The 25,508-nt window shown below is 46.8% G+C and carries 18 protein-coding genes; 10 read left to right on the forward strand and 8 right to left on the reverse strand.

The annotated features are described in order from the left end of the window. Positions 1-7 precede the first annotated feature (7 nt). The 5 genes from J2X05_RS10140 to J2X05_RS10160 form a co-directional block, all read right to left on the reverse strand. Complete coding sequence (locus J2X05_RS10140) at positions 8-1,258, reverse strand: porin (RefSeq protein ID WP_310072060.1); 1,251 nt, start codon at positions 1,256-1,258, stop codon at positions 8-10. Positions 1,259-1,351: 93 nt separating this feature from the next. Continuing rightward, on the reverse strand, positions 1,352-1,528 hold the full coding sequence (locus J2X05_RS10145) for a YezD family protein (RefSeq protein ID WP_310072063.1): 177 nt from the start codon (positions 1,526-1,528) through the stop codon (positions 1,352-1,354). 192 nt (positions 1,529-1,720) lie between these two features. Further along, a complete protein-coding gene (locus tag J2X05_RS10150; RefSeq protein WP_310072064.1) occupies positions 1,721-3,004 on the reverse strand; it encodes a porin in 1,284 nt (427 codons plus the stop codon). A 119-nt stretch (positions 3,005-3,123) separates the two neighbouring features. Beyond that, positions 3,124-3,300 carry a YezD family protein gene (locus J2X05_RS10155; protein ID WP_310072066.1) on the reverse strand — a complete coding sequence of 59 codons (177 nt, stop codon included), beginning with the start codon at positions 3,298-3,300 and terminating at the stop codon, positions 3,124-3,126. A gap of 270 nt (positions 3,301-3,570) precedes the next feature. Beyond that, the gene (locus J2X05_RS10160) at positions 3,571-4,569 is read right to left on the reverse strand and encodes a sulfate ABC transporter substrate-binding protein (RefSeq protein ID WP_310072068.1); all 999 of its coding nucleotides are present in this window, start codon (positions 4,567-4,569) and stop codon (positions 3,571-3,573) included. 605 nt (positions 4,570-5,174) lie between these two features. Here J2X05_RS10160 and J2X05_RS10165 point away from each other — a divergent pair. From J2X05_RS10165 to J2X05_RS10190, 6 genes are all read left to right on the forward strand, one after another. Further along, complete coding sequence (locus J2X05_RS10165) at positions 5,175-7,376, forward strand: protein-disulfide reductase DsbD family protein (RefSeq protein WP_310072071.1); 2,202 nt, start codon at positions 5,175-5,177, stop codon at positions 7,374-7,376. Between the two features lie 84 nt (positions 7,377-7,460). Continuing rightward, a complete protein-coding gene (locus tag J2X05_RS10170; protein ID WP_310072073.1) occupies positions 7,461-8,075 on the forward strand; it encodes a redoxin domain-containing protein in 615 nt (204 codons plus the stop codon). Between the two features lie 504 nt (positions 8,076-8,579). Further along, a complete protein-coding gene (locus tag J2X05_RS10175) occupies positions 8,580-9,578 on the forward strand; it encodes an SMP-30/gluconolactonase/LRE family protein (RefSeq protein ID WP_310072076.1) in 999 nt (332 codons plus the stop codon). A gap of 59 nt (positions 9,579-9,637) precedes the next feature. Next, positions 9,638-10,531 (forward strand): dienelactone hydrolase family protein, encoded by an 894-nt coding sequence (locus tag J2X05_RS10180; RefSeq protein ID WP_310072078.1) that lies wholly within the window; start codon positions 9,638-9,640, stop codon positions 10,529-10,531. 380 nt (positions 10,532-10,911) lie between these two features. After that, entirely contained in the window at positions 10,912-11,370 is a 459-nt protein-coding gene (locus J2X05_RS10185; protein ID WP_310072079.1) for a rhodanese-like domain-containing protein, read from the forward strand. 73 nt (positions 11,371-11,443) lie between these two features. Continuing rightward, on the forward strand, positions 11,444-12,175 hold the full coding sequence (locus tag J2X05_RS10190) for a hypothetical protein (protein WP_310072081.1): 732 nt from the start codon (positions 11,444-11,446) through the stop codon (positions 12,173-12,175). A gap of 67 nt (positions 12,176-12,242) precedes the next feature. Here J2X05_RS10190 and J2X05_RS10195 read toward each other — a convergent pair whose 3' ends face one another. Both J2X05_RS10195 and J2X05_RS10200 read right to left on the reverse strand, forming a co-directional pair. After that, complete coding sequence (locus J2X05_RS10195; RefSeq protein ID WP_310072083.1) at positions 12,243-13,451, reverse strand: efflux RND transporter periplasmic adaptor subunit; 1,209 nt, start codon at positions 13,449-13,451, stop codon at positions 12,243-12,245. A gap of 11 nt (positions 13,452-13,462) precedes the next feature. Next, entirely contained in the window at positions 13,463-16,651 is a 3,189-nt protein-coding gene (locus J2X05_RS10200; RefSeq protein ID WP_310072085.1) for an efflux RND transporter permease subunit, read from the reverse strand. A 334-nt stretch (positions 16,652-16,985) separates the two neighbouring features. Between J2X05_RS10200 and J2X05_RS10205 the strand changes: the two genes are divergently transcribed. Beyond that, entirely contained in the window at positions 16,986-17,849 is an 864-nt protein-coding gene (locus tag J2X05_RS10205; RefSeq protein ID WP_310072087.1) for a DUF2971 domain-containing protein, read from the forward strand. Positions 17,850-17,983: 134 nt separating this feature from the next. Here the strand turns inward: J2X05_RS10205 and J2X05_RS10210 are convergent, their stop codons facing one another. After that, positions 17,984-20,812, reverse strand: coding sequence for a TonB-dependent receptor (locus J2X05_RS10210; protein WP_310072088.1), 2,829 nt, complete (start codon positions 20,810-20,812; stop codon positions 17,984-17,986). Positions 20,813-21,093: 281 nt separating this feature from the next. Here J2X05_RS10210 and J2X05_RS10215 point away from each other — a divergent pair, with 281 nt between their 5' ends. The 3 genes from J2X05_RS10215 to J2X05_RS10225 all read left to right on the forward strand — a co-directional run bounded on the left by J2X05_RS10215 (position 21,094) and on the right by J2X05_RS10225 (position 25,504). Continuing rightward, positions 21,094-23,472, forward strand: coding sequence for a DUF1553 domain-containing protein (locus tag J2X05_RS10215; protein WP_310072090.1), 2,379 nt, complete (start codon positions 21,094-21,096; stop codon positions 23,470-23,472). Between the two features lie 94 nt (positions 23,473-23,566). After that, positions 23,567-25,012 (forward strand): DUF1501 domain-containing protein, encoded by a 1,446-nt coding sequence (locus J2X05_RS10220; RefSeq protein WP_310072091.1) that lies wholly within the window; start codon positions 23,567-23,569, stop codon positions 25,010-25,012. A 78-nt stretch (positions 25,013-25,090) separates the two neighbouring features. Then, entirely contained in the window at positions 25,091-25,504 is a 414-nt protein-coding gene (locus J2X05_RS10225; RefSeq protein WP_310072092.1) for a hypothetical protein, read from the forward strand. Positions 25,505-25,508: the final 4 nt, after the last annotated feature.

The raw sequence follows: 25,508 nt of genomic DNA on the forward strand, positions 1-25,508 counted from the left end.
ATTCGTTTTAAAAGCGGAAATCAAAACCCAGCGCTGCTGTGCTATCCGTTGTGGCTTTGGTGCTGATCTTGTCATCACCATCTACTTCTACACTGGCGAAATAACCAAATACACGTGTGCCTGCGTTGAAGTTGTAATCCAAACCGACGGCAATACCCTCCAATTCAGCATCGGCATAAAGCGCGTTGGTTGGAGTCGTGGTTGAACTCGCGTATTGAATTTTGGCGAGCCATGGACCGGCAATTTTCCATTGCGCATTCAATACATAACCGTCTTGTTCTTTAAATGCGTTGCCGGAGGCGCCGTCCCATTCAGAGAGTGGGTTTAAACCGTTTTGCGCACCGAGGGTGGTGCCGTTGCTGCCAACAAAAGTGGACAAGCCACCGAGGCTATCAACATCTTCGTGACGCTCAGCGGTTTGGTAAATTGCGCCGAGTTTTACCGCACCGAGTGTAACTTCACCTACTGCGCGTAGCGCATCAGTGGTTACAACGTTGTTGTCATAACCAACACCAACAAACCATTTGGCTTTACCGTAAGTCACTGAGACTGATTTACCCGAAGCAAAATCATTGTCGTCTTGCTGGTTGGTTGCACTGACCGGAACACCAGTTTCTTCCGCTTGAATTGCCGCGAGGTTTACTTCCAATCCGCCAAACCAAATAGGTGAGGTGTATTGGATAACATTGTCCGGGCGGTTTTCACCGACGATATAAGTCCCTATATCGCCTAATGGTGAATCGTTGAAACGATCAACATCCGTGCGCAGTACCGTGTTGGTTTGCAGGGTTTTTAATGGGGTATCATTTTTACCCACAAGGATTGAACCCCAATCGCCGCGCAGGCCACCAAAAATATTACGCTGGCTTAATTCGCGGCCATTGCTGTTGGTGCCGTTGTCTACATCCACACCGTATTCCAAACGGTAGAACACAGTTACGCTGGATGACGCATCAAAATCGCCTTGAATCCCCAAGCGTGAACCTGTGCTTTCCAATGCAAATGTATCTAATTCTGTTGTTACACCGGTTGCACCAACATGTTTATAGGTAGTGGCGCCTGCAGCGGTAGGGTCGAAATTAATTTTTTCCAAATCATATTGATTGGCAGTTAAATGGATTTTCCCGTAGAGCGTTGGAAAACCGGCGAATGCATTGGCTGACAGTGCAATACCTACAGCAGCGGTTAATGCATTGCGCTGAAAAATTTTTCTTGCAACGTGTGATCGCACAACCGACCAGGGTGTTTGAAATGACATGCTAATCTCCAAAAATTCACATATCACCTCCGGTGGTCCGGTCAGTGGCGTTTTTGATTGTTTGTTGTTAATTTTTACTTAAAACTTTGCTGACTACTTGGTGCTTACACCTTTTTCCCAGCGTCTTTTTTCGCGGCGTTCAATCTGCACTACCTGGCCATTGTGAATTTGTATTTCCAATGAGCCGAATTGAATGAGTGCCAGTTGTTGCTTGATCTCTTCCAATACATCTTCTGGAATAGCTGCCTGCCCGGTGCGGTAAGTTTCCATAACGACATCTCTATTGCTAAATATTTTTCAGGCCTATTGTTAAGTATTTACAAAAAGTCCTGCTTGGTGTCGCCATCATATTCAACTGTTGTTAAAACTAAAAAGACTGATTATTTATTAGCTTATAACGTCGAATTGATGGCTATAGCCGTCAAGTTTTTTGGGATGCATCCAAAAGTGTGGTGATCAAATTTAGAAACGGAAATCCAGTCCGACAGTTAATACATTGTCGGTAGTGGCTTTGGTGCTGATTGCCGCATCGCCCTGGGTTTCTACTTCGGCGTAGTAACTGAATAAACGGGTTGCATCATTTAATGCGTAATCCAGGCCAAGGGCCAATGCATCAAGATCAACCTCGCCGTAGGTAGCATTGCTGGGGGTTGAAGTGCTGTTGGCATATTGGAATTTGGCTGACCATGGGCCGGCAATTTTCCACACACCGTTCAATACATAACCGTCTTGCTCTTTGTAGGCTGTACCTGAGGCGCCATCCCATTCGGAGAGTGGGTTCAAGCCGTTTTGTGCACCCACAGTCGTCGGTGTGGCGTTGACGAAAGTGCCGAAGCCGCCAAGGGTGTCGTAGTCTTCATGGCGCTTTGCAGTTTGGTAGATGGCGCCGAGTTTTACCGGGCCGACAGTGACTTCACCAATCGCGCGCAAGGTATCGCTGTTAACCACATTGCTTTCATAGGCAGCACCAATGAACCAGCCAGTCTTGCCGTAGCCGACAGACACAGATTGGCCGGAGGCGAAATTGTTGTCGTCCTGTTGGTTGGTTGCGCCCTGTGATACACCGGTCTCCTCGCCTTGGACTGCGGCCAGGTTAATTTCCAAACCGCCAAGCAGGATGGGCGAGGTGTATTGGATAACGTTATCGACGCGGTTTTCGCCCACCAGGTAAGTACCAATATCCGCCAGTGGCGCTTCGTTAAAACGGTCAATGTCGGTACGTTGTACTGCAGGAACATAACCATTTTTCACGATGGTGCCGTTGCGGCCAGCGAGTGAGCGCAGCGGCGTATCGTTTTTACCGGCGAGCAGCGCGCCCCATTCGCCGCGCAGGCCACCAAAAATATTGCGCTGTACCAATTCTCGGCCATTGCTGTTGGTACCGTTGTCTGCATCCACGCCGTATTCAACGCGGTAGAACACATTCACACCGGCGGCCGCATCAAAATCGCCTTGTACGCCCAGGCGTGAGCCAATACTTTCAACGGTGAAGCTGTCCAGTTCGGTAGTGACATCGGTTGCGCCAATATGGCGATAGGTAGTAGCACCGGCAGCGGTGGGTGCGAACGCAATTTTTTCAAAATCGTATTGGCCTGCAGTCAATTGCAATTTGCCGTAAAGGGTAGGGAAGCCAGCCAATGCATTGGCAGAAAGTGCCACGCCTACGGCGGCACCCAGTGCGGTGCGGGTGAAAGAATTTTTGGTGTGTTGTGAGCCAGTAACTGACCGGGTACGTGCTAATGACATGCTAATCTCCAAAAAAAGACATATCACCTCCGGTGGTCCGGTCAGTGTTTTATTTAGGTTATGTAAATCAATATTCAGTGTTATTAAAACAAGGCGTACTACTTTTTAACCGCAGCGACTTATCTGGCGTTGACGCCTTTGTCCCAACGTTTTTTTTCTCTGCTTTCCAATTGCACTATATGGCCGTTGTGAATCTGGATCTCCACTGAGCCGTAACGGATATGCGCTAGCTGGCGTTTGATTTCAGCCAGCACTTCGTCGGTGGTGCTTTCTATCTCTGGACGATGGGTTCCCATAACTAACCTCACAGGAATTAATAATGCGTTATTCAGGTGGGGGTACAGGTACTTTTTCCTGAAGTCGGCGCAATCATAGGGTTGATGTTTTAAAACGAAAAATACTGATTTTTTATTAGCTTATAACGAAGTTTATAAGCCTTATGAGGAAAGTTTATTTGCCAACACTTATCTGCTTGGAATTCAGCAAATTCATTTTTTTCTGCTCAAAAAACAACACTCGCGCGCGGCGAGTGTTGTTTTTGGTTGCTTTTTATACCGGTTTAATCATCAGGGTTTTGCATAAATTTTGTCGAAAATGCCGCCGTCGCCAAAGTGTTCGGGTTGCGCCTTGCTCCAGCCGCCAAAGTCACTGATGGTTGCAAATTCAATGGTAGGGAAGTTTTTCGCAAATTCCTTGGCAACTTGTGGATCGCGTGGACGGTAGAAATTTTTCGCGGCGATTGTTTGGCCCTCTTTGGTGTAGAGATAATTCAAGTACGCCTCTGCAACACCTGTGGTGCCTTTAGCGGTTGCGTTTTTTGTCACTACTGCAACGGGTGGTTCAGCGAGGATTGAATAAGAAGGATAAACAATTTCGATATCGTCAGTCCCTGCTTCCTGGATCGCCAGGTGCGCTTCATTTTCCCAGGCTAGCAGTACATCACCAATTCCGCGCTGTACGAAGGTGGTGGTTGAGCCACGCGCACCTGAATCGAGAACGGGAACATTTTTGTACAGCTTTTTGACAAACTCTTGTGCGGCGGTATCAGTGCCTTCGTGTTTTTTGGCGTAGGACCATGCAGCCAAATAATTCCAGCGCGCACCTCCTGAGGTTTTAGGGTTGGGAGTAATCACTTCCACACCGCTCTTGACCAAATCGTTCCAATCCTTAATCGATTTTGGATTTCCCTTGCGCACCAAAAACACGATAGTCGATGTATAAGGTGCACTGTTGTTCGGAAGAAGTGATGCCCAGTTGTCTGCGAGCAATTGGCCTTTGGCGAGCGGATCTATATCGCCAGCGAGTGCGAGTGTCACTACATCAGCTTTTAATCCATCCAATACCGCGCGCGCCTGGCTGCCAGAACCGCCGTGAGATTGTTCCACTTTTACATCGTCCCCGGTTTTGGCTTTCCAATGCTTGGCGAAAGCAGTATTGAATTCGCGATAGAGTTCGCGAGTCGGATCGTAGGATACGTTTAATAACGTAACGTCTTTTGCCCAGCTGGCCGATGTGATCAAAACAGTTGCTGCAAAAAGCGCGGCGCGTTTACTTAACAATTTCATAGTGTTTCCTTTGGAGTGGTAGATCTACAAATTAATGTCCGGTGTTTTTTTAATATCAGGTACATCCATGTGTTTCACGTGTTCAGTGAAAAATCCTGTGTAACACCGCTAAAGCCAGATCTATGCCAGAGTTTTTTTGAAAAATAATCTGCTTGTTTCAAAACACTTTGTTTTAAGCGACGAACAAATTGGTATAAGTAAAAGCGGCAGCGTGTCCCGTAATTTTTCTCGAAAATAATGGATTATTTTTTTACAAATTAATCCATTAATAATTATTTTGTTTTTTCATTTTTTGAACAAATGATTATTGTTAGTGTTCAAAAATGAGCTTTTTGGTGGATGTTCTTTGTTGCATTAAAAGCAATTCAGGTTTTCGGATTGTTTAAATATAAGCAAATTTCAGTCGGCGTTTTTTATCGAGAATGCCCATATCTTTAGTAAGGTTATGTGCACGTCTTAGTTAAAGAAAGGTAAAGTGATCCGCAACTGAGAAACTTTAGCGTTATGTTATGAGTCACATACTGGTTCATTAATCCCATCAGCAGTAGCGGGGTAGCTAGTCGCTGCTGTTACTTTATTAACTCTTGCTTTTGTTGCGGTGATGAATGATCAATCTGTTACAGAGAGGGAAACGATATTTAACCGCCAATGTGCTTTGTGTAAGAGCGCTCTGGTTGAGTGCGCTGGTAACTTTTTTATTTTCCCCAAATGCATTGGCGATTTCTGATCGCGCAGCAACACCCCAAGTGGAAGCTCAGCTCATCGCATCAGTGGCTGGTGTGCAGCCCGGTATGGAAATTTATCTGGGTGTTAACCAAAAAATTATTCCCCATTGGCATACCTATTGGACCAATCCTGGTGATTCAGGTAATGCCACCACTATTGAATGGACGTTGCCAGAAGGCGCGACAGCGAGCGATATTATCTGGCCCGCTCCCAGCCGTTTTTCGATGGGCCCCATTACCAATTACGCCTATGAAAATGATGTCACCCTGCTGACCAAAATAAAAATTCCCGCCGATGCACAACCCGGTGAACAATTTACCGCGCAGGCATTGGTTGATTGGTTGGTGTGTGAAGAAGAATGCATTCCGCAGACGGTTGAGTTGGCGTTAAGTTTACCGATTGTTGCAGTCGGCGAATCAGCTGGTGCTGGCGATCCGCGTATCGATGATGCCTTGGCGCGCTTGCCGGTCGCCAGCCCTTGGGAAATCCGCGCAACACAAACTGAAATCGATCCTGCAACTGCCCAAGGTGAATTAACTCTGCATATTCCTTTATCAGAGGCGCAACTCGCGCAGGTAAAGGACATCTGGTTTTATCCCTATGACTGGGGGCCTATCCAACAAAGCAGTGAGCAGTTGCGCAAACCGGTTGATGGCGGAATTGAGTTGCGCATTAAAACCGGTGAGGCACCGCTGAAGATTGGCGATGCAGTAACCGGCGTGTTAGTGATTACCGAGCAGTCAGGTGAGGTTACAACACAAAAAATCGCGCGCGGATTTGAAGTGGATAGTGTGTTGCAACTTGCAAGCAACACCACGTCCGATACTGCTCTTGGTTTTTTCACGGCGCTATTTCTCGCGCTGATCGGCGGCATTATTTTAAATCTTATGCCCTGCGTGTTTCCGGTGTTATCGATTAAAGCCTTATCACTGGTAAGTCACAGCAACCAAGGTGCAGCGCAAATTCGCGCCCACGGCGTTGTCTATACCCTGGGTGTGTTGGCGAGCTTTGCGTTGCTGGCGCTGCTGCTGATTGTACTGAAAGCCGGTGGTGCACAAATTGGTTGGGGTTTCCAATTTCAATCGCCGCTATTTGTTTTAGCCGTTGCCTATTTAATGTTTGCGGTGGGGTTGAGTTTATCCGGCGTATTTTATGTTGGTGGTTCAGTGGCGGGTGTTGGCTCGTCGCTTACCGAAAAGCCCGGTTATAGCGGCAGTTTTTTTACCGGCGTGCTTGCCACTATTGTTGCAACACCTTGTACGGCACCTTTTATGGCGGCGGCACTAGGTTATGCACTTGCGCAGCCTGCAGAAAAATTGTTGGCAATTTTTTTAAGCCTCGGTTTGGGTTTGGCGCTGCCGTATTTATTGCTCACCTGTTGGCCTCGCTTACAGCGCTGGTTGCCGCGCCCCGGTATGTGGATGGAGCGTGCCAAACAAGTATTGGCTTTTCCAATGTATGCCGCTGCTATTTGGTTGGTGTGGGTATTGGTACAGCAGGCAGGAGTTAATTCAATTGTGATTGCATTGGGCGGCATGTTGTTGATCGCTTTTGCAGCCTGGTTGTATAACACCACCTTGTTATCCAGCACGCGCGCGCGCAATGCAGGAACTGTGTTTGCATTGGCATTGCTCTTGCTCACTTTGGGAATAAGTTATGCGGGTATCAATTCCAGCACTGCCAGTGTTGTAAATGCAACAAAAAATGGCTCGGAAAAATCAGCAGAGCAAAATTGGGAACCCTATAGCGAAGCGCGCTTGAATGAATTATTGCGCGAGGGAAAACCAGTGTTCCTGAATTTCACTGCATCCTGGTGCATTAGTTGTTTGGTGAATGAACGTGTCGCGCTGAGTGATGCCAGAGTAAAGGAAACCTTCATGCAAGAAGGCATTACCTATTTAAAAGGCGATTGGACCAATCGCGATCTGGCAATTACCCAATTCCTGCAAAAATTTAATCGCAGTGGTGTACCGCTCTATGTGTTCTATCCAGCAGGGAAGTCAGACCAACCGGCAGAGCTGCCGCAAATTCTTACGCCGGACATGGTTATTTCGGCGGTGACTGATTCATCATCTCATTAACTTGCTAAAGGAGTAATTGCCATAAAAAACACAGTCCGTTGTCAATTTAATCTCTAACCTTAATAACTTTGATAGGAGTCTTTTATGTCATTCTTAAAAATCGCCGCCGCAAGTCTTGCACTTGCCTTTGTTAGTTCGCATGTAATGGCTGAACCGATTATCGATAAAGCCGCGCCCACTTTTTCTGGTAAAGCGGCTGATGGTTCAACCATTAATCTCGCCGATTTAAAAGGCAAAACGGTTGTGCTGGAGTGGACCAACCACGATTGCCCTTATGTTGTTAAACATTATGATAAAAGCAGTAACATCCCGAGCCTGCAGAAAGATGCAACTGGTAAGGATGTTGTTTGGTTGCAAGTGATTTCTTCTGCACCCGGCAAGCAGGGTAATGTTGATGGTGCAACTGCAATTAGCTTGAATGAAAAGCGCGGCGCAGCACCGACCAATACTATTTTGGATGCAGACGGTACTATCGGAAAGCTGTACAACGCCAAAACTACACCTCATATGTTTGTTATCAATCCCGAGGGGGTGTTGGTATATAAAGGTGGCATCGACAGTATTAAAACCGCCGATCCTGCCGATATTTCAAAGGCAACTCCCTACGTGAAAGAAGCGCTGGAAGCTCTGGCCGCCGGTAAGAAAATCCCTAACCCAAGCACTGCGCCATACGGTTGCTCTATTAAATATGCGGGTTAAGTAAAGCCGCTTTTGCTAGCTACTAGAAACGGGTCGCATGCGGCCCGTTTTTTATTTCCCTGATGTAAAAAGCAATACCGGGCATAACATTAAATCAACCATCTCTGCTTATTTAACAACAAGAAAAAATGCTTCTGTTTCTTTTCAATCAGTCTTGCTACATGTCTCGTCCTCTCGCAATTTTAGCCTTGGCGCTAATAACAATAAAAATTTCCCACTAATCAATAACTTATTTTTTATCAGTACTAATTTCCTCTGTGTCTAAAATCTGGCGCGACTTTTGCGAAGTGCCTATGCCGATTAATGACCGGCAAGGCGAACACTAACACGCCTTTGCCCGTAAAGCCGGTTGCACTTGTGGTTCGATTACGTTTTACGGGCACAAGGATGCGTGACGACGCCGAACGCTAATCTTGACCGGCAAAGGCTCACAACACCTGCGCCGGTCTTTTTTCGGTTTTTAGATTACTGGCAATTCAACTGATCTCTTGAGGAAATATATTAATGAAACACTCTGTGGCATTTTTGCCAGCAACCCTGGCTAAAGTTATTAATGGAATTGCCGTAGCTGCCATTTCAGGTTCCGCACTATTTTCATTAAGCGCTTCTGCTGCCGATGCGACGGCTCCGACGATTCCCGGCGTTACTGCGGCGGGTACAAAAGTAGAGTTCATCCGCGAAGGTTTTGAGGGCACTGAAGGTCCTATCGCCGCGCCGGATGGCAGTTTTTTGTTTACTGAAACGCGCGCTAATCGCATTACTAAAATCGCAACCGATAACAGTATTTCCACCTTTTTGGAAAATTCAAATGGCTCCAATGGCCTGGCTTTTAATGACAAAGGCGAGCTGATCACAGTGCAGGTTAACAATAACCAAGTGGGTATTATCTATCCCAAGGGCAAAGAAAAAGTATTTGTTAAGGATTACGAAGGTCAGCCATTCCAACGTACTAACGTTTTGGTGTTGGCGAAAAATGGCGGTATCTATTTTACCGACAGTGGCCCAAGTGCTGATGTAAAAGCAGCGCCGCGTACCGGGGTTTATTACATTAGCCCTGAAGGCAAAACCAAGCGGGTAGTGGATATTAATAAAATTGCCCGTCCTAACGGTATTCAATTAAGTCGTGATGAAAAAACCTTATATGTTGCTAACACTAACGGTGAGTATGTTTTGTCTTATCCGATTAAGTCTGATGGCACCTTAGGCGAAGGTAAAAACTTTGCAAAAATTCCTGGTGGATTGCAAAAAAATGAGCAGGGTGTGTCATCCAGTGGACAAGATGGTTTAGCAATTGATGCCGAAGGGCGTTTGTATGTGACTTCAAACGCGGGGGTTGACGTGTTTGATGAGCAGGGCAAATTCCTCGGCGGCATTCCTGTGCCACATAAGCCACAAAACGTCGCCTTTGCCGGTAAAGATAAGAAAACCCTCTACATTGTTGGCCGCGGTGCAGCGTATAAAGTAGCGGTACTCACACCGGGTTTTGCCGGTCGCGTTAAATAACTTACCACTAGTTCATGGGCTGGCAGCCGCCAGCCTCCACCCGTTTCAGGGAGCAATTCATGACACGCAAAACAGCTGATGATTTTCATCCGGAAGTATTAAAACTGTTTGACCAATATGTACATGGTCAGGCATCGCGCCGCGATTTTTTAACCGGCGCAGCAAAGTATGCCGCACTAGCGGGTGTAACCGCGACGGGATTGCTGACTGCACTCAGCCCGCAATTCGCGGAAGCCCAGCAAGTAAAGCCCGATGACGCGCGTATTAAAGCAACTTATGTAGAGATTGATTCGCCCAATGGCAATGGCAAAATTCGCGGTTATTTAGTGAGCCCTGCAAACGCCAAAGGTAAACTACCAACGGTGTTGGTAGTGCATGAAAATCGTGGATTGAATCCGCATATCGAAGATATTGCCCGTCGCCTGGCGCTGGATAATTTTATTGCCTTTGCACCTGATGCGCTGTTTACTCTGGGTGGTTACCCTGGCGATGAAGACAAAGCGCGCGAGTTGTTCCAAAAACTCGACCAAACTAAAACCCAGGAAGACTTTGTGACGGCGGCGCAGTACCTGCAAAAATTGCCTGCAGGTAATGGCAAAGTAGGTGTGGTAGGTTTCTGTTACGGTGGTGGTATTTCCAATTTCCTTGCCACTCGTTTGCCGGATCTGGATGCTGCAGTTCCGTTTTATGGTCGTCAACCAGAAGTAGCAGATGTACCTAAAATCAAAGCGCCCTTGTTAATTCATTATGCTGGGGTAGATGAGCGTATTAATGCGGGTTGGCCTGCGTATGAAACTGCGCTTAAATCGGCGGGCACAAAATATGAAGCCCATATTTATGCCAATGCCCAGCACGGTTTTAATAACGACACGACTCCGCGTTTTGATGAGAAAGCAGCTGCCCTTGCGTGGAAGCGCACAATCGATTTCTTCAATAAACATTTGCGTGGGTAATTAATCCCCGTTAGCGAACCGGCTATTAAGTGTATTCGGTAATAAATTTAAAAATCCCTGCATGGGTAATCATGCAGGGATTTTTTATAGCTGCAAAAAACAGCAGTTGTCTGCTTGTTATCAAACAGATAAATAAAATCAAACTGCTGAGATAGAAACAATTCGCCTGCCAAATTATTTGATTTCTCCAACCCAGCAGTGGGCTATGAAAAAAATCCATTAAAAATCAATTAACTAAAAAAATAATAACCTTGTGTTAAGAAAATGTAACCGGCGCCAAACCAATGGTATGTATGTTGCTCTAGTGCATTTATCCCAGAGTGTTTCTGGGCGTCCCGGTTTGCACTGAGGAATCCCGTTTTGTTGAAGGACATTGCATTATGAAATCCATTGCTAAATTATTGTCGCTGGTGTTTGTCTTTGTTGCACCTCTGTCATTTACACATCTGGCATTTGCGCAGACAGAGGCTGCCAAACCTGCACCGGCTGTTAAATATGAAGCCAAAAGCCCGAAATTGAACCGCGCACAAATTGATAAGTTATTGGCCAAACCGGAGCAGCTGATATTTATTGATTTACGCCGCCCTGATGAACTCACCAAAATCGGCGGCTTCCCGGTTTATCTCAGCATTCAATTGGCGGATCTGGGAAAAAGCCTGGCGTTCATTCCTAAAGACCGCACCATTATCACCGTATCAAACCACGCTGGCCGCGCTTTGCGTGGCGCCGATATATTGGCCGATAAAGGCTTCAAAGTAGCGGGTGCTGCAGGTGTGCAGGACTACGAAGCTGAAGGCGGTACACTGAGCAAAATCGTTGCTCCGGCTCCTAAGAGCTAATCAGAAAATGCTGGTTTTTATTTAACATCCAATCCATTTAATCATTTATCTAATCTACAAAAGAGAATCATCAATGAAATTGAAAGCTCTTGCTATCTGCACCGGTTTGCTCGGTGCCAGCATCACCATTTCCAGTTTGCCTGGATTTGCACAAAGTGCGGCGCCCGCACCGGCGCAACAACGTCCGGTTATTAGCCCGGAAGAAGCGCTGCAAAAATTCAGTTTTTTTGTAACCAGTACGGGTGTAGGCAAAGGCGCTGATCTGGGTGGTTTGGCCGGTGCCGATGCACATTGCCAAACATTGGCGAAAACAGCTGGTGCAGGCAATAAAATCTGGCGCGCTTATTTAAGTACACAAGCCGCAGGAGGCAAGCCCGCGATTAATGCGCGCGACCGTATTGGTAAAGGCCCTTGGTATAACGTGAAAGGCGCGTTGATTGCCAACGATGTAGCGCATTTACATGGCGATACCTTGGAACAGGCACGTTTGGGCAGCAACCTTACACGCAATCAGGCATTGAATGAAAAAGGTGAACGTGTTCTAGGTGCAGGTGATACGCCTAACCAACACGATATCCTCACCGGTTCAAAAACCGACGGTACTGCATTTACCGATGCTGCGGATCACACCTGTAAAAACTATACGAGTACTGCAACCGATGGCTCAGTACAAGTGGGGCACTTTGATCGCACTGGCGGCGGCAATGCATCCTGGAACTCTGCACACGCTAGCCGTGGTTGCAGCCAGGAAAACCTGGTTGGTACTGGTGGTGCAGGATTATTTTATTGTTTTGTAGCTAACTGATATTTCTTGTCCAGATGGTTGAGCAAAAAAGGCCAGATTTTTTCTGGCTTTTTATTTTTATGAATTCTTATCTGCCCGCTGAGGCAGCCGGTTTCCACTCTCTGGTTCTCACCAATTCATTTTCCACTAATTGATCCGGTGGGCTCACTACCAATAAATCATCTTTGGATATACCTTCCAATACTTCGACATCGCGTCCGAGATCGCGGCCTAATTTTATCGTGCGGAAACTAATCGTGTTATCGCTTTCAACTACCGCAATGCGCTGGTTTTGGTCGCGGATAATTAAAGTCGCAGCAGGTGTAACCAATGTCTCTATGCTGCTGGTAACAGAAATGGAAACTTCGGCATAGGCTCCAGGTAAAATAGTTGCGCCGGGATTGGGTAAAATTAAATCCACTTGGCGCGAGCGGGTACTGGGGTCTATACCACCAGCAATACGTTCAATTAGTGCGTTAAGGTTTTGTCCTTGTTGTTCACGCAAATTAATGGCAATGCTGGTACCTGTTGCCAAATTATCGGCATAGGCCTGCGGAATCCAAATTGTTGCCCTGAGTGGATCGGTCTGTGTCAGTGCAAATAATTCTTTGCTGCCCACTGTAATGTAATCGCCCACTTCAATACTGCGTCGCGTAATGATGCCGGTAAAGGGGGCAACAATATTGCGATAGTTTTCCAGGTTTTCCAGCCGTTTCACATTCGCCTGTGCCGCATTCAAATCCGCTTCGCTCTGGCGCAGTGCGCTGCGTTTTTCATCCAGATCCTGTTGTGAGATTGCGCTTTCACTTTGGCTCAATGCCTCCCAGCGCGCCAATGTTGTTTTGGCTAGCTGGCTGCGTGCGGCAATTTGTTCGCGCTCAGCGCGCGCTTCTGCCAATTGATGCTCTTGTTCGGGTGTATCGATAATCGCGAGTAGTTCACCCTGCTTGACGTAATCGCCAATCCCTTTGTGCCATGCAGCAATGTAACCGCTGGTGCGCGCATAAATTACGGATTCGCTATTGCCGCGTAATGTGGTGGGCAAGCGCAACGTTTGCTCAAGTTTTCCGGGTGTTGCTTTGGTGGTGAGTACGGTGCGTTCCAGCGTTGCGCTGGTATAAGCTTCCAGCGCTTTTGCCTCCTGGCTATTCACTAATGCGCGCGTACTGCCACCCACGATGAGCAACGCAACAACAGCCCAGATTGCGCGCTTCGCATAAATCTGGCTCTGTTGTGCCTGGCTTTGTTGTTCCTGGGGTGCGGGAAGATCAACCGGGAGCGGGTGAAAATCATTCATGCAAATACTACTCAGTGAGAATTGATATAAATACTGTTAAAAGACTTCGTGGCCGGGCGGTCAGCTAAACGTTTATGCAGGCTGGCAAATACCACGGGAACAAAAATCAGTGTCGATACAGTGGCGAACAATAGTCCGCCGATAACAGCGCGGCCGAGTGGTGCATTTTGTTCACCACCTTGGCCAAGGCCGAGCGCCATAGGCAACATACCCATAATCATTGCGAAAGCCGTCATCAGAACCGGACGCAAACGCGTTGATGCTGCTTCAAGCGCGGCAGTGAGCGGTGGAATACCTTCTTGTAAACGCGTGCGTGCAAATGACATCAATAGAATGCTGTTGGCGGTTGCAACACCCATGGTCATGATGGTGCCGGTCAATGCAGGCACGCTGAGTGTTGTGCCGGATAAAAATAACATCCAGGCGATACCGGCGAGCGCAGCGGGCAGGGCACTGATAATAATTAACGGGTCGAGCCAGCTTTGGAAATTCACCACCACTAATAAATACACTAAAGCAATTGCCACAATAATGCCCAAGCCTAACCCGACAAAAGCGGTTTCCAATGTTTCGATTTGGCCGCGGACTTTTAAATCTACACCGCGCGGTAATGTGGAGCGTGCCTGTTCAATTAGTTTATTAATATCGCGGCTCACAGAACCTAAATCGCGCCCTTGAATGTTGGCGTGAATATTAATCATGTTGACGTTGTTGTAGCGATTAACCGCTGACGTTTGCGCCGTGCGTTTGTAGGTGACGACATTGCCCAACAATTGTTGTTTGCCATCGCTGCCTTTACCGATGGGAATGCCCATAAGTTCGTCGATACTGTCCATATCGATTTCCAGGCTGCGCGCGCCTATGTTGTAGGTGTTGCCGTTGGTTTCATTCAACCAATAGGTAGGGGTGGTTTGCATGCTGCCGCTCAGGGCTATCATCATATTTTCCGCCACATTGCGTGCGTTTAAGCCCAGCTGCTGCAATTGTGTGCGGTTCATTTCCAGCGAGAGTGTCGGTTTACTCCAGCGTTGGTAAACATGCGCATCTACGATACCGGGAATTTTTCGCAGCTCGTTATTCAGTGCGGTCGCGAGGGGAATGATGTCGGCCGGTTTACCACCAATAAACTGCACATCAATCGGCGCGGGTATGCCAAAGTTTAACGTCTGGCTGATTTGGTCAGAGGGTTGAAAAAAGAACTCAACATGTGGAAAACGCTCCGGCAAACTCAGGCGCAAACTTTTCATAATGTCGGCGCTGTTAAGTTTTCCCGGAGTGAAACTGAACATAATTTCTGAATCTGCAGATTCTGCTGTGCCTGAATTACCGTTCAGGGTGTTAATGGTGCTGTATGGCCCGCCGATAATATCGAGGATATCGCCCATCTGCTCTGCAGGTACGGTTGCGCGAATTTGCTTATGAATTTCATCCACCAATTGTGGCATTTGTTCGAGGCGTGTGCCGGAAGGCGCGCGGATATGCAGGCGCAATTGACCGCTATCTACCACCGGAAATAAATCCTGCCCCAGCATCGGGTAAATACCTAATGACAATAAACAAAAGCCAAAAAAAGCCGCCATAAATTGTTTGCGTTTATGTAATAGCACTGCCAGAAATAGCGAAAAGTGATGACGGAATTTTTCAAAGCGATCATTAAAACGGTGGTGCAAATTGATACAGGCAATGACCAGCGGATTTTTAGCGACGGGTTTGGTTTGGTGATGATTCTTCATCATAAACATTACCAGCGTAGGCACCAGGGTGCGCGAGATAATATAAGACGCGATCATTGCAAATATCACCGCTTCGGCCAGTGGTACAAACAAATAACGCGCAATTCCGCTGAGGAAAAACATCGGCAAAAATACAATACAAATACACAGGGTAGAGACGAAAGCCGGCACTGCGATTTCCTGCGCGCCATCCAGAATGGCTTGCAGCGGGTCCTTACCCATCGCCATTTGCCGTTCAATATTTTCAATTTCTACCGTGGCATCATCCACCAGAATACCGACTGCCAGCGCAAGGCCACCGAGAGTCATCAGGTTAATGGTCTGGCCAATTAAATGCAGGCAAATCAATGACACCATAATGGAGAGTGGAATCGATACCGCAATAATCAAGGTGCTGCGCCAGTTGCCGAGGAAAAGCAGAATTAACGTGGCAGTGAGCGCAGCGGCAATCAACCCTTCATGTACCACATTGCTAATTGCCGCCTTTACGAAAATCGATTGGTCAAACATAAGTTTGATATCAATTCCCTCCGGCATTTTGGCCAGCATTTCCGGAATGGAATTTTTAATATGTTCTACCGCTTCAATGGTAGATACACCACCAAACGCCAACACCGAATTCAATACACTGCGCGAACCATTTTGCCGCGCGATAGTAGTGCCCGGCGTAAAACCATCGTGAACGTTAGCCACATCGCGCAACAACAATGTGCGGCCTTTGTCGGTGCGAATCGGTATAGAACCGATCTCATCAATTGTCGCAATAGCGCCGTTGAGTTTTACATCAAATTCGCTATCGCCCACCTTCATAGTGCCGGTGGGTAAAATTAAATTTTGCACACCCATAGCCGCCACAATATCTGCCGGTGTGAGGTTATTGGCGAGCAGGGCACCTGCATCCAGATCCACCGCTACCTGGCGTGAACGCGAACCGTAAGGGAAGGTGAGCGATAAACCTTTTTTACTCGATACGATTGGCCGCAACACCGTGCCCGCTGCATCGCCAATTTCAATATCCGATAAGGTATCGCTGGAAATACTCAGCTGTACCACCGGCAATTCCGATGCAGACCAGGCGCGCACTCGCCCCGCCTGCGTTCCCTGCGGCATACCACGCGCTGCGCCATTTGCACTCATGGTAGTTTGGCTCAGTGCCGTATTGATATCGGTACCCGGCTGGAAAAATACTTTTACGATTCCCAGACCCGCTGCGGAAAACGATTCGGTGTGCTCAATATTATCCACCGCCTGCCCAAGCTCCCGCTCCGCAGCGGAGGTAACCCGCTCCGACATCTCCTTCGCTGTAAGCCCTTTGTATTCCCACAGCTCGGCGACCACCGGAATATTAATCTGCGGAAAAATATCCGTCGCCATTTTGCTCAACACAAACGGCATGGTTAATACAATCAGCAGTGCCGCCACAATAAATGTGTAAGGGCGACGTAACGCAATTTGAACAATCCACATGGCAGGGAGATTTCTATAGAAGTAAATTCAACAGTTAAAAGGGCATTCAACAGCCATCAGCAATAACCGCGCCATTTGGTGGTTGCAGGATTTATGCGGGTTGGGTAAGGTTGGGATTGGGTTTTTGTGTTGAAAAAGAAGCATGTGTTGGTGATGGGAGTTGATTAATCAACATTTAGAGTTGAGGTGAGTGTAACTTTTGTAGGTATCTCTTACGGAAAAATCATCATACGTAAATGGAAATGAGCACTCAATATTTAAAATATGTACCTCATTAGGTTTTTGGTGAGCATATAAATGCCAACAGCTGGGTACTAATATCTATAGGAATATCATGATCTATCATTATTGTAATCCAGCTAGTTTTGTTAGCATTGTTAAAAGTAAAACTATGTGGGTTTGTGATTTAAAAAAAATGAATGATCCATCTGAATTGACGCCCGGATTTGAAATTGTTAGAAGCCTTTGGGACGAAATGGTGCCAAGCCAGAAAGGGAAGTTTACATCTAATGATTTGGAGCATGATCGGTTTTTCTATCTGGCAGCATCGTTCTCTAAGAATTGTGACTTATTAAGTCAATGGCGATCATATGGGGGTAATGGAGCTGGGTTTGCTATAGGGGTATCCGAGCTTGATTTATTGAACTCAAATTCGTTCAGTAAAAATATATTGGTTTCATCAGGAAATGATTCTGAAGCTTCTATAGTTCGATTTCCTCCCCCATTTAAGATGCAAGATGTTTTTTATAATGAAGAAAGTTTTCGATTTTACATAAGTGAAAAGCTTACAAAGTTTATAAATGAATATGGAGTTCCTTTCGAAAAATCAAGTGGCGAGCCTACTAAGTTGAGTCATATTAATTTTTACTCAGAGCTTATCTCGGATGCTTGTCTATTAAAGAGTAAATTTTATAAAGAGGAAGAGGAGGTGAGAATTTTTGCATCACTATGGCACTCACCTTCAATATATCAATCTGATCTGATTTTTGAGTCAAAGCTAAAAATTGATTTCATGGCTACGCAAAATGGAATAAAAGCCTATTCAGCGATTAAGTTGGCTGGAAATGATGTGGAGTCAATACAAAAAATAGTGATCGGACCAAAGTCAGAATCCTCAATTGAAGAGGTTGAATTATTTATGAAGCTTAACTCATTTAGGAAATGTTTTGTTGAAAAGTCTGAAGGAGAATATCGATAATGTGCACTGAGAAAGTTGTCTGTAAAAAGTAGTACGGGTACGGGGATTTTATTTTTATAAAATCCCCGTATTTCGCTAGGTTCCAGACGGGCTACGAGTTAACGATAAGAATTAAAAGTTAGCTAATCAGATAATCAAAACCTCCCGCTGAAACTGATAGCTGCCCAACGCGGGTTGGCAGGCGTATAACTATTCCAGGTGCGCGTGCTGGGTGTGTCGTCATCAAACAAATTTTTGACAATCAAGCTGACATCAAACGTTTGGTCTGAATTGCCAATACCGATACCAAAGTCCACCAGCGTTCTGCCTTCAATCCAACCGTAAGACGACAAGGAGTTATCCGAGTTGTATTTACTGTTGTATTGCGCGTTCAGATTGGTATGGAACTCTTTGCCATTACCAATGGGCAAGCGGTAGTCAGCACCAATGTTGAACGAGTATTTCGAAGCGCCCGGTAGTGTTTCACCGCTCACATCCTTGTACGGATCTGCACCGGGGAAACTATCTTCCGAGGGTTGCGCGGAGTTGGTGAACTCCACGTATTCTGCATCGGTAATTGCACCTGCAAAACGTAAGGTAGTATTCGGGACGCCAGAATAAATACCGTCGATTTCAATACCGCGTGCTTCCACCTTCGGAATGTTGGCCGTGGCATTGGTGTAAATATCTACCGCTTTTGGCTCGGCCTGACGGGCGAGTGTTGTGCTGTATTCGTCGAATATACGGCTGGTTTGTTGGTAGTCCTTAATATTCATTTGGAACAGGGCCAGGTTAAATACCAGGGTGTTATCCAACAGTAATGATTTAATGCCCAATTCATAGGCATCAATTTTTTCTTCTGTTACCAGATTGGAAATTCCGTTGGTTGCCTGCGCAATACCGGCTTTTTCACCGTGCTGCCAGGAAGCATAGGTAGTCAGTTTTTCGTTCCATTTGTAAGTGGGGCTGATAACAAAAGACGGCAGGGTTTTTTCATAGGGCTCCACATCAAATTCGTCAAACACTACACCGATTTGCGATTGGCGCAGCGCTTTTGCTGCACCCACTTGCGCTTTTTGTGCAGCGGTTAAACTGGCATAGGTATCTCCGGGCGCGCCGCTAATTGTTTTGGCAAAATATTCATTGGCAAGTTGATCGGCCAGTGTCAGTTGTGCAGTTGAGTTATCGGTTACCAGCGTTTTGGTGCCATCTGGATTGGTGACTACGCGTCCCAATGTGCCTGCAGGAATGGTGAGTGTATCGTTGATTTTGGTGGCCGCATTAACCGAGTGGAAACCACCCAGATTGACATTGTTGACCACTGCCGGATTTAGCTCAGCGCCAAATCCATGATCTTTGATGTAAGTGCCAGTGCGGTTAGTGCGCTCTTCACGGGTGAAACGTAAGCCTGTAGTCAGTACAAACTGTTCAGTGAAATTCCAGTTGGCTTGCGCAAATGCCGCCGAACTTTCGTTGTTGATATCTTGAAAGCCAGCAGGGCTATTCCATGCCATGTCCAGGCCGGAGAGCGAATTAATTAACAGGTAGCGGCCGTTGGAATCTTTATCGAGTGTATTGTATTGCGCGTTACTGGCAAACCAGGCACCGGCATCATTACCCCATACCCGTTGATACTCGGCAACGTTATTCACATCCAAATAGAATAAACCCGCTTGATAATCCACAAACTCGCCTTGCTGTGAACTTAAACGCAGCTCCTGGCTAACTTGTTTGTAGTCGTTAAAAAAACCACCGGAATTGCGCTGTATATCAAACGGCGTGCCTTCATCGTTTACCGCATTGAAATGGTAATCTTTATAAGCGGTAATTGAGGTGATGGTGTGTGTATCCAGCTTCCAGTTTAATTCTGCAGTAGCGCCATTGCTGCCAGTGATTAGCGGGCGGCGGCCATCGGTGTTGTATTCATTTTTACCGCCACCATAGAGGTAGCTGTCTTCGTAATTGTAATTGGGGCTTTGTGTAAACCAGCGGCGCGTTAAGCGAACACTGGCATCGGAAGTATTCGGATTGTCCGCACCATTGGAGAATTTTGTGGGTGTCGGCGTGTAAATTGTGCGGCCATTAGTGCGCTCACCCGCACGCGGTTGCACGTCAAATGCAAAGCGTGCGCTGAAATCCTCAGTGGGTGTCAACAAAAATTGTACGCGCCCGGAAACACGCTCTTTGTTAGAAATGCTCTCGTCGCTGTTGTAGGCATTTTTAATATCACCCTGGCCTTTGCTCACACTGAGTGTGCCGCGCCATGCGAGTAAATCTTCAATCACCGCGCCTCCGCCTGCGAAGCGACCTTGTACTGTGTCCCATTCGCCGAGCGTAATCGAATAATTAAAATCCGGATCAAACGATGGACGTTTAGTCGTGACGTTGATTGCACCGATACTGCTGTTTTTACCCAACAAGGTTCCCTGTGGCCCGCGCGCAACTTCAACGGTTTCGATATCGGTGAAATCAAAACTGGATGAGAGTGCGTTATAGGCGTAGTTAACACCATCCACAATCAAACCCACCGCCGGATCCTGCGCTTCAGTTTGTCCCTGCTTGCCAATACCGCGAATGGATAGGCTGCTGGTTCTTTGGTTGCCTTGGTTCCAGGATATGTTCGCGAGGCGCTGGGTGAGGGCACTGATATCTGTCGCGTTTAATTTCTCTAGTTCTTTACCTGCTACTACTGATACCGACAGCGGAACATCCTGCAATTTTTCAATGCGATTGCGGCTGCGCACTGTGACTACTCCCAACACCAGTGGTTTATTTTCAGCAGTTGTGTTTTGTGCAGTTGTCGCTTTCGCCGCTGCATTTTGCGCAGTGTTGTTGCTGGTGCTATTTGTTGATTGTGCAGCAGCGGCTGATGAAAAAAATACACTGGCGATTAAAAGGGCGATAGGTTTGATAGAAAAACGCTGTGTTTCTGTTGAAAATCGAGCAGCCAATGTTGGCGAATAAACGTTACGACGATAACTCATGAAAAAACTCCTGGTTTATGTAGTTCAACAGAAGTGGTTTTCGCAACTTGCGTGCCAAATAAAAAATTAAACCTTCTTTTAATTTCGCCAAGAAATATTTTTTTCAATAGATTCAATCATCTGCATCAATTTAAAAATTTATATTTTAATCGTAATTGAATTTTGGCGTGCTAGTTGCAATTCCCCAGTTGTTATTTATTAACTGTTGATTATTCAAAACAATTCGGCATCGGCAAACAGGGCGCCTGCCCCTGTTAGAGTGCAAGTTCAGGAGTGAATTAATGAAAAAGAAAACGTTATTGTGGGGGCTGATCCTTGCGGCATCTACGTCGGTTTGGGCAGCGGGCGATACCAAGTCAGCACCCGAAAAAAAATCGCCGGCGGTTGCCAAAAAAGAATCTGTTAAACCCATCACTAGTACTGCTGCTAAGGATTGGGCGTATTTGCCAGTCAATACCAGCGTTCCGGTACCGGATGCGGGCAACAGCAAGTGGGTGCGCTCACCGATCGATAATTTTGTGTTAGCGCGGTTGAATGAATATGGTTTAAAACCATCGGAAGAAGCGGATCGCGCAACTTATATCCGCCGCGTCACCTTGGATTTGTTGGGGCTGTTGCCAACCCCAGCCGAAGTGGAAGCCTTTGAAAAAGATAAATCCCCCGATGCCTATGAAAAATTAGTGGATCGTTTGTTGGCATCACCACACTTCGGCGAGCGTCAGGCACGCCGCTGGTTGGACTTGGCTCGCTATGCAGACAGCGCCGGTTTTCAGAATGACCAGACGCGTCCTAATAACTGGCGCTATCGCGACTATGTGATCAAGTCTTTTAATGATGACAAGCCATTCAATCAATTTGTGCGTGAGCAAATCGCCGGTGATGAGATTTGGCCGGATAGCCAGGAAGCAAAAATCGCCACCGGATTGTTGGCTGGCTACCCGGATAATTTTAACTCGCGCGATTTGGTTCAGCGTCATTACCAAATTGCTACCGATATGACCGATCTGGTTGGCGAAACTTTTCTCGCATCTACTATCGGTTGTGCAAGATGCCACAATCATAAAATCGACAAGATTAGCCAGGTCGAATATTTCCAGCTGCAAGCTTTTTTTGCTAACACCTTTAACAATGAGCGGATTGAGTTAGCGAAAGGCAGTGAAACGCAATGGGATATCGATTTTATTACCGCGCAGTCGGTGTACCAAGCGGCGATCAAACCGATTACCGATCAACAAAAAGCCATTCTCGACCAAGTGCGTGAAAAGGGACGTAAATATCACAACGAACGATACTTAACGGATAGCCGTGAGGCAATTTTCAAACCGAAAGAGCAGTGGACACCCTTGGATAAGTGGGTCAATGCGCGTTTGAATGCAGTGGCGTCCGAGCGCGATATTGCGGGCTATTTACGCGAAACATCACAGAAGGGGCATTCGCAATATGATCCTGCGAATGTTGAGCGTTGGGCTGAGTATGAAAAGCTCACTGAAGAGTTGAAAAAGTACGACAACCTGCGCCCACGCCGCGGTTCTAAAACTTACACAGCATTGACTGAGTTAGGTACAGAAGCGCCTGCTACTCATGTGCGGTTCAATGGTATCCATGAGCGTCCGTTAGAAGCGGTTGAACCTGGTTTGCCAAAACTCTGGGCTGGCAATAATACCCAGTTGCAAATTACGCCCACTGCGACATCAACGGGTCGCCGTACTGCTCTCGCTAATTGGTTGGTGAGTGAAGAAAATCCATTAACTACCCGTGTGTATGTCAACCGTGTATGGGCTCAATTATTTGCCAAGGGAATTGCCGGTATTGTTGAGGACTTTGGTCGCGCCGGTGAAAAGCCAACCCATCCGGAGTTGTTGGATTATCTCGCTGCTGATTTTGTGAAAAACGGTTGGAGCCCGAAAAAACTGCAGCGTGAAATTGTTTTGTCGGCTGTTTATCGCCAGTCATCTGAAGAGCGCGCCGATGTAGTTGCTGTTGACCCCGCCAATAAATTGTTAGCGGTTTATCCACGCAAACGTTTGGAAGCGGAAGAACTGCGCGATTCATTGCTCTATGCATCCGGCGAGCTGGACGAAACCATTGGCGGCCCTGCGGTGTTCCCGAAAGTGCCTAGTAGTTTGGTTGCGGGAAATGTGCTGAACAATGGCCAGGGCGGTGCACTCTGGGAAGATGCGAAAGATCCTAACGATCATAAGCGCCGCAGTATTTACACCTTTGTGCGCCGCAGTTTGCCTTATCCATTAACCGCATCCTTTGATCCGGCTGATCCATCCAAACCGCACCACAAGCGCGACGTCAGTACAACTGCATTGCAGGCGCTGACTTTGTTTAACAGCGATGTGGTCTTTGGTTGGTCACAAGCCCTGGCTGGTCGCGTCATTTCAGAAGCCGGTGCAAATGAAAATGCGCAATTGGATACGCTCTATGAAATTTTGTTCTCACGTAAACCAACGCGCGAAGAGAAATCAGCGCTGAAAGGTTTCCTCAAAGAACAGGAGAAATTGGTAGAGAGCAAAGCCTGGACTGACAAATTTGAAGTCGCTGTACCGACTGGATTGAAGGACACCAAAAATCTTGATCCATTCAAGGCGGCAGCATTTGTTGATCTGGTGCATGCAGTGGCTAACTCCAACGAATTCGCGTATCGCTTTTAATGTATGACTTGTTTAGCCCTACCTGCATAAGCGGGTAGGGTGAGAGAAAATTACTTACTGATTATTATTTTTAACTTATTAAGAGATTAAAAAAATGGACAACAAATCACGTCGCGATTTTTTAAAGAACAGCAGTTTGGGAGTGGGTGGTGTTGCACTGGCTGGCGCTATCCCTGGGTTCAATATTTCTGCCGCATCAGCTGCTGAGCTAATCGATCCACTTGCACCGAAAGATCCGCACTTTCCGGCGAAAATTAAATCGGTTATCTGGCTGCATCAGAACGGTGCCCCGAGTACGTTGGACTTGTACGACTACAAACCGGAGTTGGTAAAGCAAGCTGGCAAAGGCGTACCTGATTCATTCCTGAAAGGCATCAAGACCAGTACGCAAGGTGGCGTAAATGAATTATTTGTTTCCAATTACAGAAGTTGGAAACAATACGGCGAAAGCGGCGCATGGTTCTCCAATTTGTTGCCTAACCTTGCACAGCACGCTGATAAGCTGACATTTATCAAATCCAGCGTAACTATTGGTGCAACTCACGATATTTCTATTTTGAAATTGAATACCGGTGACCTTAACCCCGGCCGCCCATCGCTTGGTGCCTGGATTTCTTACGCACTGGGTTCTGCCAATCCGGATTTGCCGCCCTATGTTGTGTTGTATAACGGCGCCTCGGAACCGCGTGCAGGTTCGGTAAACTGGAACTCAGGTTTCTTGCCGGCGGTTTATCAAGGTACTGCATTCCGTCCTGGTGATTCACCAATCTATTATCTGGATCGCCCGGAATTGCGCTCTGCATTGCAACAACGCAGTTCACTGGATTTGTTGAATCGCTTGAATAAATTAAATGCGGAAAATCGCCCCTTAGATACCGAATTGAAGGCGCGGTTACGCTCTTACGATTTGGCTGACCGTATGCAAGTTGCTGCACCGGAAGCCGTTGATCTCTCCAAAGAAACCGACGCGACCAAAAAATTGTATGGCATTGACGATGCGATCACCGGCAGCTATGGCACTAGCCTACTGCGCGCGCGCCGTTTGGTAGAGCGCGGTGTGCGTTTTATTCAAGTCGTGAGCGGTGCGCCTGATGGCGAAACCGAAATCACCAGTTGGGATGCGCATGATGATCTGGATAAAAACCACGGCCTTATGGCAAAAATGGTCGATAAGCCAATCGCCGGTTTGTTGGAAGATTTGAAATCGCGCGGTTTGTTGGAATCTACATTAGTGGTATGGACTTCCGAGTTCTCCCGCACGCCTTGGGGTGAAAGCGGTACTGGTCGCGACCACAACCCATGGGGTTACACCCAGTGGATGGCGGGTGGCGGCTTGAAAGCGGGCTTCACCTACGGCGGTACGGATGAATTGGGAGTGCAGGTTGCCGATAAAGACACCGCCGTTGACACCTACGATTTGCATGCAACCGTATTGCACCTGTTAGGTTTGAATCACCTGAAAACCACCTTCATTAACAATGGCCGCTCTGAGCGACCAACAGTGGTGTTCGGTAAAGTGGTTAAAGATATTTTGGCTTGATTTATATCCGCAATCTTGTGGGGTAGCCGTGCTACCCCTGTTTCATAAATTATTGTTTGGGGCATGTTGTTTACACTTATGCGTAATCTAGTTGTTGCTTTACGTTTTGTTGCTGTCGTAATTGGGAGTAGTTTGTTAATCAGTTTTACCAGTTTTGCCCAAGAGGCTGAAATGGATATGGATCTGATGCAGACCATTGAAAGTACCAATGATAATCTCTCCTCTAACATCGCCCTGGAAAATGCAGAGTCTGCTATTGCCGATGCACAAACACTGAACGAGCTGTTTGCCGTTGTTGAAGAACATTACTCCAAAGAGTTGGCAGCTGGTAAGGATGTTGCAGAGGCTGTGGATTTAACCAAAAAAAGTGTGAAATTTTCCAGTGAAATAATAACGTTTCTTGGACAGAATGATTTTGAAAGTGCAGCCAATACCGCAACCGATTTGGCGCGCACTTGCAAAACCTGCCACAATTTTTATAAAGAAGACTAAGCAT

The organism is Cellvibrio fibrivorans, from assembly GCF_031457055.1.
Taxonomy (GTDB): domain Bacteria; phylum Pseudomonadota; class Gammaproteobacteria; order Pseudomonadales; family Cellvibrionaceae; genus Cellvibrio; species Cellvibrio fibrivorans.

Coding starts and splice junctions, on each gene's coding strand:
- J2X05_RS10140 (WP_310072060.1), bottom strand. CDS start 1,258: ATGTCATTTCAAACACCCTGGTCGGTTGTGCGATCACACGTTGCAAGA.
- J2X05_RS10145 (WP_310072063.1), bottom strand. CDS start 1,528: ATGGAAACTTACCGCACCGGGCAGGCAGCTATTCCAGAAGATGTATTG.
- J2X05_RS10150 (WP_310072064.1), bottom strand. CDS start 3,004: ATGTCATTAGCACGTACCCGGTCAGTTACTGGCTCACAACACACCAAA.
- J2X05_RS10155 (WP_310072066.1), bottom strand. CDS start 3,300: ATGGGAACCCATCGTCCAGAGATAGAAAGCACCACCGACGAAGTGCTG.
- J2X05_RS10160 (WP_310072068.1), bottom strand. CDS start 4,569: ATGAAATTGTTAAGTAAACGCGCCGCGCTTTTTGCAGCAACTGTTTTG.
- J2X05_RS10165 (WP_310072071.1), top strand. CDS start 5,175: ATGATCAATCTGTTACAGAGAGGGAAACGATATTTAACCGCCAATGTG.
- J2X05_RS10170 (WP_310072073.1), top strand. CDS start 7,461: ATGTCATTCTTAAAAATCGCCGCCGCAAGTCTTGCACTTGCCTTTGTT.
- J2X05_RS10175 (WP_310072076.1), top strand. CDS start 8,580: ATGAAACACTCTGTGGCATTTTTGCCAGCAACCCTGGCTAAAGTTATT.
- J2X05_RS10180 (WP_310072078.1), top strand. CDS start 9,638: ATGACACGCAAAACAGCTGATGATTTTCATCCGGAAGTATTAAAACTG.
- J2X05_RS10185 (WP_310072079.1), top strand. CDS start 10,912: ATGAAATCCATTGCTAAATTATTGTCGCTGGTGTTTGTCTTTGTTGCA.
- J2X05_RS10190 (WP_310072081.1), top strand. CDS start 11,444: ATGAAATTGAAAGCTCTTGCTATCTGCACCGGTTTGCTCGGTGCCAGC.
- J2X05_RS10195 (WP_310072083.1), bottom strand. CDS start 13,451: ATGAATGATTTTCACCCGCTCCCGGTTGATCTTCCCGCACCCCAGGAA.
- J2X05_RS10200 (WP_310072085.1), bottom strand. CDS start 16,651: ATGTGGATTGTTCAAATTGCGTTACGTCGCCCTTACACATTTATTGTG.
- J2X05_RS10205 (WP_310072087.1), top strand. CDS start 16,986: ATGATCTATCATTATTGTAATCCAGCTAGTTTTGTTAGCATTGTTAAA.
- J2X05_RS10210 (WP_310072088.1), bottom strand. CDS start 20,812: ATGAGTTATCGTCGTAACGTTTATTCGCCAACATTGGCTGCTCGATTT.
- J2X05_RS10215 (WP_310072090.1), top strand. CDS start 21,094: ATGAAAAAGAAAACGTTATTGTGGGGGCTGATCCTTGCGGCATCTACG.
- J2X05_RS10220 (WP_310072091.1), top strand. CDS start 23,567: ATGGACAACAAATCACGTCGCGATTTTTTAAAGAACAGCAGTTTGGGA.
- J2X05_RS10225 (WP_310072092.1), top strand. CDS start 25,091: ATGCGTAATCTAGTTGTTGCTTTACGTTTTGTTGCTGTCGTAATTGGG.